The organism is Ectothiorhodospiraceae bacterium BW-2, assembly GCA_008375315.1.
Lineage (GTDB): Bacteria > Pseudomonadota > Gammaproteobacteria > Thiohalomonadales > Thiohalomonadaceae > BW-2.
This window is the reverse complement of record CP032507.1, coordinates 645,021-661,105: the sequence shown is the minus strand read 5'-3', so window position 1 is coordinate 661,105 and position 16,085 is coordinate 645,021. Positions and strand designations below refer to the sequence as shown.

Sequence of the window (16,085 nt, the reverse complement as noted above, 5' to 3'; positions counted from 1 at the left end):
CACAAAAGCGGGCAATTGGGCTATATTATGACCCATGCCACACCAGTTTGTCATTACCATTCCGGTCGCCGACCGGCCACTACAGCTACGGCGCTGCCTACAGAGCTTGGTGACGCTGTGCGATAACTTTCCGCCACAGAGTGCGCCGCAGCTACTGCTAGCCGACGATTCAGCCCCTGAAGGTCGCGCCGCTATCGCCGCTATCGCCGCTGAATTTAATCGTCCCGAGCTCATTGTTGAGTACTTCGGACCGCAGCAGCAACTTGAGCTGCTGCAACAGCTCCAGCCGAATACGGCACAACAGCTCCACTCTCTGCTCGGCACGGCGGTTGCGATTGAGGCCGGACACAAAGGAGCCTCCCTCACCCGTAACCTACTCTATCTTAGGCTGTGGCAGTTACAAGCGACACTCCTTGAGCCGCTGTTTCTTTTTATCGATAGCGATGAGAGTTTTCACGCCGATATCGACTACTTTGGCCACTATGAGCGGCTCTTCACTCAGACCGATAGCGTGGTTGCTACCGGAAAAGTCGATGGCGATCCCCCCGTCTCTCCGGCCGTGATGGCCCGCTCGCTGCTTACCGATTTAACGGCGATTTTGACCGGTATGAGTCAGCTCTCGGCCACTGATGGATGCCAATTTCATACCGAGGCTACCTATCACGGTGATGATGGCGGCTACCACGATATGGCCTCCCTGTTTGGCTTGACGCCAAAGCGATTTGAGCGGGGCGATTTTCACTGTCGCCTACAGGGTGAGCATAGCCATTTTGAGGCGCTATTGGCGCTTTGTCAGCCGCTTAACCACTTTTTTGATGGCGAACACCCGACCCGTATCACGCCTCGCTCTAGGCTGGCAGTAGATAAGAGTATTCAGCCGGCGCGAACTGTCTATACCGGCAACTACATTGTTAACCGCCAAGGGCTGCGGCACGCTATCCCCTTTGCCGCCCTGAAGCTGAGAATGGCCGGCCCGACGCTTGGGCGACTGCTAAAGGCTGAGCTAGGTCACCGCTTTGTCACTCTCAATCTGCCACTGCACCACCATCGCACCACAGCTAAGCTAGCTCGGGCAGAGTTTCGGCCCGGCATTGAGCATCGTTCGCACCATATCGATATTAGTGGCGAGTTTGAGCGCCAATTTTGGGGCGATGTGATGCTCTTTAGCGTTGAGGCACTGAGCCGCCTCGCCCCCGCTCTCAGAGGGCTATCTGGTAAAACGATTGAGTCGGTCGTGACCTCAACTCAGCAGCAGTTTGAACACCACTACCAAACGAACCTAACGGCCATTGAGCAGCAGAGCCGCGCCCTGCGTCAGCAGTTAACTCAACCCCACGCTTGGTGGCACCACGCCGACCACAATGCTATTGTGCCCCTAATGGCGCAGTTTTTAGATCATATTGAGTACAATTTTGGGGATAGGTCACAAAATAGCGCCCTAATTAGCAACGCCAGCCACTCAGCGAGGCTAGCAGAGCTTATCGATGCCATCGAACGCTACCCCACGGAGCAGCTATTATGGCAACAGGCGCTATCTGAGCTATGAATATCTTTATCCTCAATAGCGGTCGCTGCGGCTCCTCCACCTTTATTGCCGCCTGTCGCCATATCGATAACTATAGCTGTGGCCACGAAAGCCGTGCCACCGCTCTAGGATCGGCGCGGTTCGACTATCCAGATAACCATATTGAGGCCGATAATCGCCTCAGTTGGCTACTAGGGCGGCTAGATCGGCACTATGGCCAACAGCCATTTTATATCCATCTACAGCGCAATCGAGAGGCGAGTGCCGCTAGCTTCGCCAAGCGTGAACAGCTACCGTTAGGGATTATCCCCGCTTACCGAAACGGCATTTTGATGGGGGCCTCCCCCGCTGCCACCGCGCTTGCGATTAGCGACGACTATCTCGATACGGTTGAGAGTAATATCAAACTGTTCCTAAAAGATAAGCCCAAACAGATGCCTTTTTGGCTAGAACGAGCCGCAGACGACTTTAAGCGCTTCTGGCACGCCATCGGTGCAGAGGGTGATTTTGAAGCGGCGGTCGCTGAGTGGCAGATTCGGCACAATGCTAGCTAGGTTACCCGATTTGCGGTTGTTCACATTACGGCTGCCCACATTTATGCTCGGGCGGTATCAGGGCAGGCACTGCATCATATCGTGGTAATTCATCTCAATTTGTCCGATTGGTAGGGGCACCCCCCTGTGGGTACTTCCGGTAATCCACGCCGTGTAGGGGTGGGTTTGTACCGGTGTATTGCTCATGGGATTGCCTCCGTCAATGTGCCTTAATTTACAACCTGGGGTGGTATCTCATGTCTATTGACACAGAGAGCTATCTACAGTAGGTTGGAGTCGGGCAGTGTTATCCGATAGTAAAACAACCTTAAGGATCATCAATGGTAAAGATTCCGTATGGCTTGGGTAACTTTAAAACCCTCAGAGAGGAGAATGGACTCTATTTTGACCGCACCAAGCTACTGCATGAACTAGAGGCCGCAGGACGGCAGCTCCTGTTTCTGCGCCCGCGCCGCTTTGGTAAAACCCTGTGGCTAACGCTGCTAGAGAACTACTACGATATCGCTGCCGCCTCTCAATTTGAGACCCTGTTTGGCGATTTAGCGATAGGGCCAAACCCGACCCCGAACCGTAACCGCTACTTTATGTTGAAATGGAACTTGTCGGTCATCGATCCGCACGGCAGCCATAACGACATTGCACAACGGGTGCACGATCACATTAACGACTCGATAAACGACTTTACTATTCGCTACCAAAATCTATTGACGCTACCGATTGCGATTCAATCTGATAATGCACTGAGCTCCTTGAGCCGCCTGCTAGCGGCAATTCGCCCGCTTAACACGCCCCTCTACCTGTTGATTGATGAGTATGATAACTTTGCTAATGAGGTGCTAACCAGTCGCGAGCAGGGTCGGCAGCGCTATAACGAGCTAGTTGAGAGCGAGGGGGTGATTAAAACCGTCTTTAAAGCGGTCAAAGCGGCGAGCGATGGTTTAGGCTTAGAGCGAGTCTTTATCACCGGCGTCTCACCGGTGGTGATGAGCGATATCACCAGCGGCTACAATGTGGCCGAAAATATCAGCCACTGGCCCGAATTTCATGCATTGTGTGGCTTAACCGCTGAGGAGCTGCAACCGGTTTGTCACCAAATAGCGCAACATTGCCAGCTACCTGAGAGCGCCGCAGACGAGGCACTGGCGATGATGCGAAACTTCTATAACGGCTACCGCTTCTGTCGCGAAGAGGCGCAGCGGCTCTATAACCCGACCCTCACCCTCTACTTTTTGAAACATTGGCAGCGGCGCTGCAGCTATCCTGCTGAGCTGTTAGATGACAATTTAGCGATGGACAAAAACCGGCTGCGCTATATCGCCTCGTTACCGCATGGCACAGAGGTGATTGAGGCGGCACTCAATCCGCAGCAGCCACTACAGGTAGAAAAATTGGTACAGGATTTTGGCGTAGCGGCGATGCTCAAAGATCCGTCCGATGCCAGTTTTATCATCTCACTGCTGGTCTATTTTGGGGTATTAACGATTGACTCGGTGACTCTGTTAGGGGAGTTAACGGTGACGATTCCGAATCAGGTGGTGCGCTCGCTCTATATTGACCGCATTCAACAGCAGCTACTCAATGGCTATGAGGATAATAATCGCCAGCAGGCGGTAGCGAAACAGCTCTATACCGAGGCTGACTTTGAGCCCCTAGCTAACTTTATCGAACAGCGTTTTTATAGCGTGCTTGATAATCGTGATATGCGCTGGAGCAATGAGTTGACGCTCAAAACCACGCTACTACTGCTGCTGACCAACGATCTCTACTACCTGCCGCGCTCAGAGCTCTCACTTGGCGGCGGCTATAGCGATCTCTTATTTGAGATTCGCCCCGATAAGCGCCAAGCACCGCTGTATGATCTGCTATTTGAACTGAAATATCTGTCACTGAAAGATCTCAAATTAAGCGCAGAACAGCTATCTGATATGAGTCGGGAGCAGCTAGCTGAGTTGGCACCGGTGAAAAAGCTGTTAGATGAGGCAGAGGTGCAGTTAGCCTCGTATCAACCGAAACTACAGCAGCTCTTTCCGGCGGTAGAGTGGCAGTTAAAATCGTTTGCGGTGGTGAGTCTTGGAATACGGCGACTGGTGTGGCGTGATGGGTGTCGGGTTAGCGCAGCGAGACCCAACAGCGAAACGATAGGGGCTCGATAATGGTAAAGATTCCGTATGGTCAAGGTGATTTTAAGCGGTTAAGAACCGATGGCCAGCTCTACTTTGACCGCACTAAACTACTGCACGACTTAGAGGCCGCAGGACGGCAGCTCCTGTTTCTGCGCCCGCGCCGCTTTGGTAAAACCCTGTGGCTAACGCTGCTAGAGAACTACTACGATATCGGTGCCGCCTCTCAATTTGAGACCCTGTTTGGCGACTTAGCGATAGGGCCAAACCCGACCCCAAACCGTAACCGCTACTTTATTTTGAAGTGGAACTTTTCGGTGGTTGATCCTAATGGCGATTTAACACACATTACCCGCTCGCTACACAGCCATATTAATGGGGAGATCGAGTTTTTTGCAGCACGCTATCGTGCTTGGTTACCCGATGCCATCAAAATAGATGAACGCGATGCACTACGCTCATTTAAAAATCTGTTAACGGCACTAAAAATAGTGGAACGGCCACTCTATCTGCTCATTGATGAGTATGACAACTTTGCCAACGAGGTATTAACCAGTCGCGAGCAGGGTAAAAAGCGCTACGACGAACTAGTTGCAGGGGAAGGGGTGATAAAAACCGTCTTTAAAGCGGTCAAAGCAGCGAGCGATGGTTTAGGCTTAGAGCGAGTCTTTATCACCGGCGTCTCACCGGTGGTGATGAGCGATATCACCAGCGGCTACAATGTGGCCGAAAATATCAGCCACTGGCCCGAATTTCATGCATTGTGTGGCTTAACCGCTGAGGAGCTGCAACCGGTTTGTCACCAAATAGCGCAACATTGTCAGCTACCTGAGAGCGCCGCAGACGAGGCGCTGGCGATGATGCGAAACTTCTATAACGGCTACCGCTTCTGTCGCGAAGAGGCGCAGCGACTCTATAACCCGACCCTCACCCTCTACTTCTTGAAACATTGGCAGCGGCGCTGCAGCTATCCTGCTGAGCTGTTAGATGACAATTTAGCGATGGACAAAAACCGGCTGCGCTATATCGCCTCACTACCGCATGGGGCTGAGGTGATCGAATCGGCACTCAATCCGCAGCAGCCACTACAGGTAGAAAAATTGGTACAGGATTTTGGGGTAGCGGCGATGCTCAAAGATCCGTCCGATGCCAGTTTTATCATCTCACTGCTGGTCTATTTTGGGGTATTGACGATTCAGGATGTCTCGCCACTAGGGAAGCTGAAGGTAGCCATTCCTAATCAGGTCGTGCGCTCGCTCTATATCGACCGCATTCAACAGCAGCTACTCAATGGCTATGAAGATAATAACCGCCAACAGGCAGTGGCGGAGCAGCTCTATACCGAGGCCGACTTTGAGCCCCTAGCCGACTTTATCGAACAGCGTTTTTATAGCGTGCTTGATAATCGTGATATGCGCTGGAGCAATGAGTTAACGCTCAAAACCACGCTACTACTGCTGCTGACCAACGATCTCTACTACCTGCCGCGCTCAGAGCTATCTTTAGGCGGTGGCTATAGTGATCTCTTATTTGAGATTCGCCCCGATAAGCGCCAAGCACCGCTGTATGATCTGCTATTTGAACTGAAATATCTGTCACTGAAAGATCTCAAATTAAGCGCAGAACAGCTATCTGATATGAGTCGGGAGCAGCTAGCTGAGTTGGCACCGGTGAAAACGCTGTTAGATGAGGCAGAGGTGCAGTTAGCCTCGTATCAACCGAAACTACAGCAGCTCTTTCCAGCTATAGAGTGGCAGTTAAAATCGTTTGCGGTGGTGAGTCTTGGAATACGGCGACTGGTGTGGCGTGATGGGTGTCGGGTTAGCGCAGCGAGACCCAACAGCGAAACGATAGGGGCTCGATAATGGTAAAGATTCCGTATGGTCAAGGTGATTTTAAGCGGTTAAGAACCGATGGCCAGCTCTACTTTGACCGCACTAAACTACTGCACGACTTAGAGGCCGCAGGACGGCAGCTCCTGTTTCTGCGCCCGCGCCGCTTTGGTAAAACCCTGTGGCTAACGCTGCTAGAGAACTACTACGATATCGGTGCCGCCTCTCAATTTGAGACCCTGTTTGGCGACTTAGCGATAGGGCCAAACCCGACCCCAAACCGTAACCGCTACTTTATTTTGAAGTGGAACTTTTCGGTGGTTGATCCTAATGGCGATTTAACACACATTACCCGCTCGCTACACAGCCATATTAATGGGGAGATCGAGTTTTTTGCAGCACGCTATCGTGCTTGGTTACCCGATGCCATCAAAATAGATGAACGCGATGCACTACGCTCATTTAAAAATCTGTTAACGGCACTAAAAATAGTGGAACGGCCACTCTATCTGCTCATTGATGAGTATGACAACTTTGCCAACGAGGTATTAACCAGTCGCGAGCAGGGTAAAAAGCGCTACGACGAACTAGTTGCAGGGGAAGGGGTGATAAAAACCGTCTTTAAAGCGGTCAAAGCAGCGAGCGATGGTTCAGGCTTAGAGCGAGTCTTTATCACCGGCGTCTCACCGGTGGTGATGAGCGATATCACCAGCGGCTACAATGTGGCCGAGAATATTAGCCACTGGCCCGAATTTCATGCCCTGTGCGGCTTAACTGTTGAGGAGCTGCAACCGGTGTGTCACCAAATAGCGCAACATTGCCAGCTACCTGAGAGCGCCGCAGACGAGGCACTGGCGATGATGCGAAACTTCTATAACGGCTACCGCTTCTGTCGCGAAGAGGCGCAGCGGCTCTATAACCCGACCCTCACCCTCTACTTTTTGAAACATTGGCAGCGGCGCTGCAGCTATCCTGCTGAGCTGTTAGATGACAATTTAGCGATGGACAAAAACCGGCTGCGCTATATCGCCTCGTTACCGCATGGCACAGAGGTGATTGAGGCGGCGCTCAATCCGCAGCAGCCACTACAGGTAGAAAAATTGGTACAGGATTTTGGGGTAGCGGCGATGCTCAAAGATCCGTCCGATGCCAGTTTTATCATCTCACTGCTGGTCTATTTTGGGGTATTGACGATTCAGGATGTCTCGCCACTAGGGAAGCTGAAGGTAGCCATTCCTAATCAGGTCGTGCGCTCGCTCTATATCGACCGCATTCAACAGCAGCTATTAAATGGCTATGAGGATAATAACCGCCAACAGGCAGTGGCGGAGCAGCTCTATACCGAGGCTGACTTTGAGCCCCTAGCCGACTTTATCGAACAGCGTTTTTATAGCGTGCTTGATAATCGTGATATGCGTTGGAGCAATGAGTTAACGCTCAAAACCACGCTACTACTGCTGCTGACCAACGATCTCTACTACCTGCCGCGCTCAGAACTCTCACTCGGCGGCGGCTATAGTGATCTCTTATTTGAGATTCGCCCCGATAAGCGCCAAGCACCGCTGTATGATCTGCTATTTGAACTCAAATATCTGTCACTGAAAGATCTCAAATTAAGCGCAGAACAGCTATCTGATATGAGTCGGGAGCAGCTAGCTGAGTTGGCACCGGTGAAAACGCTGTTAGATGAGGCAGAGGTGCAGTTAGCCTCGTATCAACCGAAACTACAGCAGCTCTTTCCAGCTATAGAGTGGCAGTTAAAATCGTTTGCGGTGGTGAGTCTTGGAATACGGCGACTGGTGTGGCGTGATGGGTGTCGGGTTAGCGCAGCGAGACCCAACAGCGAAACGATAGGGGCTCGATAATGGTAAAGATTCCGTATGGTCAAGGTGATTTTAAGCGGTTAAGAACCGATGGCCAGCTCTACTTTGACCGCACTAAACTACTGCACGACTTAGAGGCCGCAGGACGGCAGCTCCTCTTTCTGCGCCCGCGCCGCTTTGGTAAAACCCTGTGGCTAACGCTGCTAGAGAACTACTACGATATCGGTGCCACCTCTCAATTTGAGACCCTGTTTGGCGACTTAGCGATAGGCCAAAATCCGACTCCGAACCGTAACCGCTACTTTATGTTGAAGTGGAACTTTTCGGTCATCGATCCAAGTGGTGAGTTAGCCCATATTAGCCGCTCTTTGCATAACCATCTGAACAGCTCAATTGAGCGCTTTTGCAACAGATATCGTCAATGGCTGAAGCGGCCGGTTCAAATAGATTCGCAAGATGGGATACACAGTTTTGAGAATCTATTAGGTGAGTTAGCGGCGTATGATACTCCGCTCTACCTGCTGATTGATGAGTATGACAACTTTGCCAATGAAGTGCTCACCCGCCGTGAACAGGGGCGGCAGAGCTACCATGAGCTAGTCGGTGGCGAGGGGGTGATTAAAACCGTCTTTAAAGCGGTCAAAGCAGCGAGCGATGGTTTAGGCTTAGAGCGAGTCTTTATCACCGGCGTCTCACCGGTGGTGATGAGCGATATCACCAGCGGTTACAATGTGGCCGAAAATATCAGCCACTGGCCCGAATTTCATGCCCTGTGCGGCTTAACTGTTGAGGAGCTGCAACCGGTGTGTCACCAAATAGCGCAACATTGCCAGCTACCTGAGAGCGCCGCAGACGAGGCACTGGCGATGATGCGAAACTTCTATAACGGCTACCGTTTCTGTCGCGAAGAGGCGCAGCGGCTCTATAACCCGACCCTCACCCTCTACTTTTTGAAACATTGGCAGCGGCGCTGCAGCTATCCTGCTGAGCTGTTAGATGACAATTTAGCGATGGACAAAAACCGGCTGCGCTATATCGCCTCGTTACCGCATGGCACAGAGGTGATTGAGGCGGCACTCAATCCGCAGCAGCCACTACAGGTAGAAAAATTGGTACAGGATTTTGGCGTAGCGGCGATGCTCAAAGATCCGTCCGATGCCAGTTTTATCATCTCACTGCTGGTCTATTTTGGGGTATTAACGATTGACTCGGTGACTCTGTTAGGGGAGTTAACGGTGACGATTCCGAATCAGGTGGTGCGCTCGCTCTATATTGACCGCATTCAACAGCAGCTACTCAATGGCTATGAAGATAATAACCGCCAGCAGGCGGTGGCAAAACAGCTCTATACCGAGGCCGACTTTGAGCCCCTAGCCGACTTTATCGAACAGCGTTTTTATAGCGTGCTTGATAATCGTGATAGGCGTTGGAGCAATGAGTTAACGCTCAAAACCACGCTACTACTGCTGCTGACCAACGATCTCTACTACCTGCCGCGCTCAGAGCTATCTTTAGGCGGCGGCTATAGCGATCTCTTATTTGAGATTCGCCCCGATAAGCGCCAAGCACCGCTGTATGACCTGCTATTTGAACTGAAATATCTGTCACTGAAAGATCTCAAATTAAGCGCAGAACAGCTATCTGATATGAGTCGGGAGCAGCTAGCTGAGTTGGCACCGGTGAAAAAGCTGTTAGATGAGGCAGAGGTGCAGTTAGCCTCGTATCAACCGAAACTACAGCAGCTCTTTCCGGCGGTGGTGTGGCAGTTAAAGTCGTTTGCGGTGGTGAGCCTTGGTACACGACGGTTGGTGTGGCGGTAGGTTGTCGGGTTGCGTTGTGCCGCTCCGACCTACACCATGCCCGCCGTCGTGCTCTAAAAGAGGTGACTCACCACTCCCCTCTGGCAGCACCCCGCTTTAACGGCAGATAGCTAAAGACAATCTCGTTAAACTCACGCTCCCAGCGCTCGACAATCTGCCGCTCCTCTTGACGAGCGGCATCATCCAGAAACAGTACGCCGCTCTGAGCTAAAAAGGGTCTTAGCTGCCCTAGCGCCGGATAGCGGCTGAGCGGTTGCAACCGCCCTGGTGGGCCATCGACCACCACCATCTCAACCTCGGCAACAAAAGGCTCTGGTAGCGAGTACCACTGCCACTGCCCGTTCGACCGCAGCGGCGCATCGATAACCGTGGCCCACGCTGACAACCCCAAACGCGCTAGCTCCTGTCGAGTCTTATCGGCATAGGTGACATCGTGTTCGAGGCTGTAGATATGGCCGCTGCCGTTAAGTTGACAGCCACGGGCTAAGACCACCGTCGAGGTGCCGCTACTGCACTCAACAACTCTCTGTGGCTGTCGCTGCTGTAGTGTCTCGACGATGAGCTGTAGAAAATCGGGCGCTGCCGACCAAAAGGGGTTGTGGGCCGTATCTAACGGTAGCTGTAGTTTCGCACACAAGCGCCGAAAGGCAGGACTACGCATCGTTTAACTGCACCATCACATCATCAGAGAAATCGGCATTACTATAGACACTCTGTACATCATCGAGATCTTCGAGCATATCGACCAGCCGTAGCACCTTCTGCGCCTCCTCTAGCTGCTCTAATTCGACCGAAGTTGAGGGGGTCATAGTCACCTCTGCCATGACAGCCGATAACCCTGCCGCCTCTAACGCCTCTTTCACATCGGTAAACCCCTCTGGAGTCGTGGTCACCTCAAAGGTACCATCGCCATTAGTGACAATATCCTCTGCTCCCGCCTCTAGCGCTAGCTCCATGAGCTGATCTTCATCCGTCCCTGAGGCGAAGGTTAAGATGCCAATTTTGCTAAACAGATAGGCCACCGAGCCATCCGTGCCCAAATTGCCACCCGATTTGGAGAAGGCGTGGCGCACCTCGGCGACGGTACGATTGCGGTTATCGGTCAGGCACTCTACCATCACCGCCACCCCGCTAGGGCCGTAGCCCTCGTAGCGCACCTCTTCATAGTTCTCGCTATCGCCGTCACCGCTGCCGCGCTTAATCGCTCGATCGATCGTATCTCGGGTCATATTGGCGCTTAGGGCTTTACTGACCGCATCTCGCAGACGGGGATTGGTCGAAGCGTCCCCCCCGCCTGTCTTAGCTGAGACGGTAATTTCACGAATCAGTTTGGTAAACATTTTACCCCGCTTGGCATCCTGAGCGGCTTTACGATGCTTGATATTGGCCCATTTACTGTGCCCTGCCATAGACGACTCTCCTGTTAAATAAAGATTAAAGCTAATTTAACCGCCATTTTAACACGACTGCTTCACCACTAGGCACTATCCCGTTTCGCTGGAGTATTGTAGAATATCGCCAATCACTAATGCGGGATGGGTTCCCCCCCCGCGATAGGCCAAATAGGTTAATAATGGAACTCCGAAAAGCATGAAACACGATCCACTGATTCTGATTATCGATTCAAAACGAGTTTTTGAGCAGATGGCACCGGTCATTAGCCGTGAGCTCAATACTACCCACATCTGGCACCGCGAAACGCTGGCCGAAGCGATGGAGATTATTGATGGCGATGCGTGGCTTGATCTCATTTTCGCCGACTGGGGACGGACGGGCACGAAGCTGGTCGATGCGATTCGTAGCGATGCTGAGAACCACCACACCCCGCTGGTGGTGATGACCAGTATCGATTCGACCGATAAGATCAAAACCGCCGTCAAACATGGTGCGACCGCTATCCTCTCTAAGCCGTTCCTAAATAAGGGGCTAAGCAATGTCATTCACCAAATTGTCGCCAGCCAGGAGCGTCGTCACGGTCGCCGTCTCCATCCGGATCAGCAAGTCACTCTCGATGTGGTGCAGGGTAACGGTTCGAAACTCACGATGCAGCTACACGATATCTCCCTCACTGGCATTCAGTTTATTAACCAGCTTAAGCTGACCGGCAGCCAATGTCTTGATGAGACGGCGATTCATAACCGCCTCTGCATTGGTGAAAAGGTGGTCGTGAAGGTGGCGATTGCCGCTTACCAGATCGATATGGACGCTATTTTGGTACGCATGGAGCTAGATCGCTTTACCCAACTCGATGCCCAGCTACTCGTGACCTACCGCTTTACCGCCGATCATGATGAACGGGTCGATAAACTCGAACGACTCTTGGACGAGTACGCTGCCCGCTGGTAGCCCCCGGCCAGGGCTCATTCTTGGCTGCGGTAACCCCTCCCGAGGTGATGACGCACTTGCGCCAGCGCTACTAGCGCAGTTGGCGCTGACGATGCCGCCGGCGTTAGCGATCTGGTTTGATCTACTTGAGGATTTTCAGCTCCAAATCGAACACACTGTCGATATGGAGCGGCGGCAGCTAGTGCTCTTTATCGATGCCTCTCTCGATGCGCCCGCTCCGTTTGAACTACAACCACTCTCGCACAGCCGCCCTTGCGGCTATACCACCCACGCCATGACGCCGGCGCAGCTATGGGGGCTGTTTCAGCAGCTCCATCCGCAACAGCAGCCGCAGCTATGGCAGCTAGCGCTACGGGGCTACCAGTTTGAGTTAGGTGCCCCGCTCTCTCAAGCGGCTCAACAGAACTTGCAGCAGAGTTTAGACTACCTGCTGCAGTGGCTCGGCCAGTACGCTAGCGGTTGGCAGCAGCGCTCGACTGACTAAGCGATAGGGGAGAGGGGTGATCGTCGGGAGTGTGATGGCGATGCGGTAGTCGGCGGTTGGCCTGAGTAGCCAGTAGCGCCAATTTGAGGCAAAGTCTCGCTCGTTATCGTCTAGCGTGATCTGCTCCTCTTCGCCGTTACGCGATAGTAACCGAAAGGTAAATTGATTGAGCGGCTGTGCCAGTCCTAGCCCTAACGCTTTGATATAGGACTCTTTTAGCGTCCAGAGATCGAAAAAACGCTGTCGTTGCGCCTCTGGCGGCAAAGCTCGCAGCTCGGCGGCCTCTGTCGGGGCGAAGAAGCGCTCGGCTAGGGCGCTGATACTGCACTGGCGGCGGGTTAGCTCACAATCGACCCCGACACTATGGCGCTGTACCACCGCCGCCACCACTAAATTGTCGCAGTGGCTTAAGTTAAAGCGCAACGGCAGGGGAGGGGCGATGATCTCGGGTCGGCCATGCGCTCCGGTTTCAAACCGCCACTGCGCAGGGGCCACGGCGGCATAGTGGCTAAGTAGCTGGCGGATAAAGAGGCGAACCACCGCTGCGCTATGGCGATCGTGCTCAAAATGGAACCGCGCTACCCGTGCTAACTCCGCTGTGGTGAGCTGCGAGCGCCGCGCTAGCACGCTCTCCTCTGACCACCACGCCGGCCGAGTCCACCAAAGGTGGAGCTCCTCTTCGCCTAGTTCGAGACAACCCTGCTGCACCCGACTAGGGCGAGGGTAACGGCTTTTGCAGTACAAACTGATCGACCACCTCGCCATCGATGCCAATATAGTGGCCGGTGAGCTGCTGATAGTCGGCATCGACCACCAGCGAGCCTCGCTCACGGGTCGCTACCGCCATCGCCGGATGATCGAGCGGGCCGTTAGCCAAATCGTAACTCGCCCCCACCACGAGATAGAGGCTACCGCGCTGATCGGCGGCCTTCACATAGGGCGAGCGGCTATCGAGCCAGTGCGTTGCCGGCTCAAAAGTGTGGCTGCTGCCGTAGTGCCCCGCCATTAAGTGGCTGCGCTCATAGAGATGGCTATGGCCACTTAGTACCAAATCGACCCCGTGGCGCTCTAAAATAGGCACAATCTGCTGCCGCGCTCGTACCATTCGCCCCCGACTATCGGTGACACTATCGGAGTCGTGGCTACCACGGGTATAGGGGGGGTGGTGAAACAGCACTACCGTCCAGCGCTGGCGGTTAGCGGCGAGATCACGATCTAACCACCCCTGTAGCCCCATCGTCACGCTAAAGAGGAGCGAGTGGGAGTCGAGCATCACCCAGTGGACCATGCCATAGTCAAAACTGTAGTAGTGTTCGCTAGCCGAGGGCACGCCGCCTAGCTCAGCTTGATCGGGAAAGTCGAATAGTCGATAGAAGCTGAAACGGCGCGCATCGTGGTTACCGTAGGTTGGCCAGTAGCCGACCGTCGGCAGCAGTTCGGTATAGGGCTCAAATAGATGGCGCTGAAAATCGAGCTGTTTTCCCGATGGGTAGGCGTTATCGCCGGTGGTGAACCAGAGATCAAAGAGCGATTGGCTCTGCCGCTGCGGTAGCGGTTGTTGTGCCATCCAGTGCCATGCGGCCCGATTGACGGCGGCAGTTTCAGCCACATATCGGCCCGGATCGCCTTGAATCCAGAAGCGCAGCGGCTGTCTGTCTGTCGGCAAAGGGGCGGTGGTAAAGCTGTAGCGGGGGCCTGCATCAATTTGGTAGTCGTAGCGAGTTGCCGGCTCCAGACAGGTGAGTTGGAGCCGATGTTCGGTCACGGCGCTCTCCTCTCGCTGTTGTCGCTGTAGGGGGGTTGAGGCTAAGCCATAGCGCACTACACTCTGCTGCGGCTCACGACTCTGCCAGTGTAGCTGGACTGAATAGGGGCCGATTAGCTGTAGCCACGGCTCGCGATCTCCCCGATAGTGGCTCTGCCACACTAGCTGTACCGGCCGACCGATAGCATAGAGCACCACCACTATCGCCACTATCCACCATAGCCACCGCAGCGCCAGCGCCGATAACGCCCTCACTCTCATCGCCCCTCTCCCTCTCTCGGTTCTGCTCCTAAAAACCTAAGCAAAGTTGCTCATGGCGGTTTTTGGTAATTCGCTCTCCGTTGATAACACCCGTGCGGGCGAGCAACTGGAGTCCTGGTTGAGCAGTCCCAACCGGATGGCCGGTCAACACCGGCAACATGGGCAGTTTCAGCCATCGAAACCCAGCTTGCGCCATAAAAATTGCCTCGACGTTCATCCTGAACAGAGAACAACCTTGCGATTCGACTTCGACTCTAACCATGGCACGCAAAACCTTCGCGCTTGTAGATAACCTATCTACGGTGGAAAATTCTAATGACAAATAAATAAAAAATCAAGAACTGTTTTTTGCTCCTAGCCCCCTCTTAGCCGGCAGCGGCACTTTTAATAGCAGCCACCCCCCGATCGCAAACAGCGGTAGCAGGGTTAAAATTGATAGTCGCGGATCGCCGGTTAACCAACTGACTACCCCCATTAACAGCGGCCCGAGCAGCGCGGCAAATTTACCTAGCATATTGTAGAACCCAAAAAACTCAGCCGCCTTCGCCGGTGGAATGAGCTGCCCATAGAGGGAGCGACTTAGCGCCTGAATCCCCCCCTGAATCAACCCTATCGCCACCGCGAGCTGATAAAACTCCGCCTCGCTACTCATGCCATAGCCCCAAACCACGATCCCCATATAGCCGCCAATCGCCAGCAGAATCGCTCGCCGTGTTCCCCAACGCTGCCCTAGATAGCCAAACAGAATGGCAGCCGGAAAGCCGATAAATTGGGTTAACAGTAGCGCCTGAATTAGCACACTCGATTCGAAACCGAGCGCTAAGCCATAATCGACCGCCATGCGAATAATGGTATCCACTCCATCGATATAGCACCAGTAGGCGAGCAGAAAGAGCCATACCGGGCGATAGCTTCGTACCGAACTGAGGGTCTGCCCTAATTCAGTGAACGAGTCGCGCCACAACTGCCATAGCGACGGTGATGAGGTGGCCGCCTCGCGCCGAGGCTCCTTGACCCAAAACAGGAGCGGGAGCGAGAAGAGCAGCCACCATAGCGCCACTAGCAGAAACGAGAGTTTTACCGCAGCGGCGGCATCGGCTAGGCCGAATAGCTCCGGCTTTAAACTCATCGCCACGCAGAGGGCAAACAGCACTCCGCCCCCCAGATAGCCGAGGCCATACCCTAGCGCCGAGACGCGATCGTAACGACTCTGAGAGCTCACCGATAGCAGCAGTGCATCATAGAAGCTGATACTGCCGGAGAAGCCGATGGTCGCCAACATATAGAGTAGCACCGCCCAACCCCACTCTCCCGCCCCCACCAGCGGCAGTAGTGCGGTGGTGATCATCCCTAGTAGCGCAAAGCGAAACAGATAGCGTTTGCGCCCCCCACAACGATCGGCCATCGCCCCGAGCAGGGGGGCTAAGATCACTATCGCTAGCGAGGCACCAACATTGGCCAATCCTAACAAGAGGGTGCTCTCCCCCGGCTCACTCCCTGCACTCCAGTACTGCTTAAAAAAGAGCGGAAAAAAGCCGGCCATCACGGCGGTCGC

General features: G+C 53.7%; 14 protein-coding genes. 8 read left to right on the top strand and 6 right to left on the bottom strand.

Annotated elements, in window-relative coordinates:
- Positions 1-34 precede the first annotated feature (34 nt).
- The 6 genes from D5085_03050 (at position 35) to D5085_03025 (ending at position 9,674) form a co-directional block, all read left to right on the top strand.
- Complete coding sequence (locus D5085_03050) at positions 35-1,546, top strand: hypothetical protein (GenBank protein QEP42202.1); 1,512 nt, start codon at positions 35-37, stop codon at positions 1,544-1,546.
- Complete coding sequence (locus D5085_03045; protein ID QEP42201.1) at positions 1,543-2,079, top strand: hypothetical protein; 537 nt, start codon at positions 1,543-1,545, stop codon at positions 2,077-2,079. Before D5085_03050 ends, D5085_03045 begins: the two co-directional genes overlap by 4 nt.
- A gap of 320 nt (positions 2,080-2,399) precedes the next feature.
- Entirely contained in the window at positions 2,400-4,232 is a 1,833-nt protein-coding gene (locus D5085_03040; protein QEP42200.1) for an AAA family ATPase, read from the top strand.
- On the top strand, positions 4,232-6,064 hold the full coding sequence (locus D5085_03035; GenBank protein QEP42199.1) for an AAA family ATPase: 1,833 nt from the start codon (positions 4,232-4,234) through the stop codon (positions 6,062-6,064). The genes D5085_03040 and D5085_03035 overlap by 1 nt, the downstream gene beginning before the upstream one ends.
- Positions 6,064-7,896, top strand: coding sequence for an AAA family ATPase (locus tag D5085_03030; protein ID QEP42198.1), 1,833 nt, complete (start codon positions 6,064-6,066; stop codon positions 7,894-7,896). The genes D5085_03035 and D5085_03030 overlap by 1 nt, the downstream gene beginning before the upstream one ends.
- Positions 7,896-9,674, top strand: a complete 1,779-nt coding sequence (locus D5085_03025) for an AAA family ATPase (protein QEP42197.1) — start codon at positions 7,896-7,898, stop codon at positions 9,672-9,674. The genes D5085_03030 and D5085_03025 overlap by 1 nt, the downstream gene beginning before the upstream one ends.
- Positions 9,675-9,741: 67 nt before the next feature.
- Here the strand turns inward: D5085_03025 and D5085_03020 are convergent, their stop codons facing one another.
- The gene (locus tag D5085_03020; protein QEP42196.1) at positions 9,742-10,335 is read right to left on the bottom strand and encodes a class I SAM-dependent methyltransferase; all 594 of its coding nucleotides are present in this window, start codon (positions 10,333-10,335) and stop codon (positions 9,742-9,744) included.
- Positions 10,328-11,083 carry a YebC/PmpR family DNA-binding transcriptional regulator gene (locus D5085_03015; protein ID QEP42195.1) on the bottom strand — a complete coding sequence of 252 codons (756 nt, stop codon included), beginning with the start codon at positions 11,081-11,083 and terminating at the stop codon, positions 10,328-10,330. Before D5085_03015 ends, D5085_03020 begins: the two co-directional genes overlap by 8 nt.
- Positions 11,084-11,264: 181 nt before the next feature.
- Here D5085_03015 and D5085_03010 point away from each other — a divergent pair, with 181 nt between their 5' ends.
- A complete protein-coding gene (locus D5085_03010; GenBank protein ID QEP42194.1) occupies positions 11,265-12,020 on the top strand; it encodes a response regulator in 756 nt (251 codons plus the stop codon).
- Positions 11,962-12,504, top strand: coding sequence for a hydrogenase maturation protease (locus D5085_03005; GenBank protein QEP42193.1), 543 nt, complete (start codon positions 11,962-11,964; stop codon positions 12,502-12,504). Before D5085_03010 ends, D5085_03005 begins: the two co-directional genes overlap by 59 nt.
- On the opposite strand, the gene D5085_03000 is transcribed toward D5085_03005, so the two are convergent.
- The 4 genes from D5085_03000 to D5085_02985 all read right to left on the bottom strand — a co-directional run bounded on the left by D5085_03000 (position 12,439) and on the right by D5085_02985 (position 16,073).
- Complete coding sequence (locus D5085_03000; protein ID QEP42192.1) at positions 12,439-13,311, bottom strand: 4'-phosphopantetheinyl transferase superfamily protein; 873 nt, start codon at positions 13,309-13,311, stop codon at positions 12,439-12,441. The genes D5085_03005 and D5085_03000 overlap by 66 nt on opposite strands.
- Positions 13,217-14,530, bottom strand: coding sequence for a metallophosphoesterase family protein (locus tag D5085_02995; GenBank protein ID QEP42191.1), 1,314 nt, complete (start codon positions 14,528-14,530; stop codon positions 13,217-13,219). Before D5085_02995 ends, D5085_03000 begins: the two co-directional genes overlap by 95 nt.
- 28 nt (positions 14,531-14,558) lie before the next feature.
- Complete coding sequence (locus tag D5085_02990) at positions 14,559-14,792, bottom strand: hypothetical protein (GenBank protein ID QEP45029.1); 234 nt, start codon at positions 14,790-14,792, stop codon at positions 14,559-14,561.
- Positions 14,793-14,864: 72 nt separating this feature from the next.
- Complete coding sequence (locus D5085_02985; GenBank protein ID QEP45028.1) at positions 14,865-16,073, bottom strand: MFS transporter; 1,209 nt, start codon at positions 16,071-16,073, stop codon at positions 14,865-14,867.
- Positions 16,074-16,085: the final 12 nt, after the last annotated feature.

Coding starts and splice junctions, on each gene's coding strand:
- D5085_03035 (QEP42199.1), top strand. CDS start 4,232: ATGGTAAAGATTCCGTATGGTCAAGGTGATTTTAAGCGGTTAAGAACC.
- D5085_03045 (QEP42201.1), top strand. CDS start 1,543: ATGAATATCTTTATCCTCAATAGCGGTCGCTGCGGCTCCTCCACCTTT.
- D5085_03040 (QEP42200.1), top strand. CDS start 2,400: ATGGTAAAGATTCCGTATGGCTTGGGTAACTTTAAAACCCTCAGAGAG.
- D5085_02990 (QEP45029.1), bottom strand. CDS start 14,792: ATGGTTAGAGTCGAAGTCGAATCGCAAGGTTGTTCTCTGTTCAGGATG.
- D5085_03005 (QEP42193.1), top strand. CDS start 11,962: ATGATGAACGGGTCGATAAACTCGAACGACTCTTGGACGAGTACGCTG.
- D5085_03000 (QEP42192.1), bottom strand. CDS start 13,311: ATGCCGACTATCAGCAGCTCACCGGCCACTATATTGGCATCGATGGCG.
- D5085_03050 (QEP42202.1), top strand. CDS start 35: ATGCCACACCAGTTTGTCATTACCATTCCGGTCGCCGACCGGCCACTA.
- D5085_03025 (QEP42197.1), top strand. CDS start 7,896: ATGGTAAAGATTCCGTATGGTCAAGGTGATTTTAAGCGGTTAAGAACC.
- D5085_02985 (QEP45028.1), bottom strand. CDS start 16,073: ATGGCCGGCTTTTTTCCGCTCTTTTTTAAGCAGTACTGGAGTGCAGGG.
- D5085_03010 (QEP42194.1), top strand. CDS start 11,265: ATGAAACACGATCCACTGATTCTGATTATCGATTCAAAACGAGTTTTT.
- D5085_02995 (QEP42191.1), bottom strand. CDS start 14,530: ATGAGAGTGAGGGCGTTATCGGCGCTGGCGCTGCGGTGGCTATGGTGG.
- D5085_03015 (QEP42195.1), bottom strand. CDS start 11,083: ATGGCAGGGCACAGTAAATGGGCCAATATCAAGCATCGTAAAGCCGCT.
- D5085_03030 (QEP42198.1), top strand. CDS start 6,064: ATGGTAAAGATTCCGTATGGTCAAGGTGATTTTAAGCGGTTAAGAACC.
- D5085_03020 (QEP42196.1), bottom strand. CDS start 10,335: ATGCGTAGTCCTGCCTTTCGGCGCTTGTGTGCGAAACTACAGCTACCG.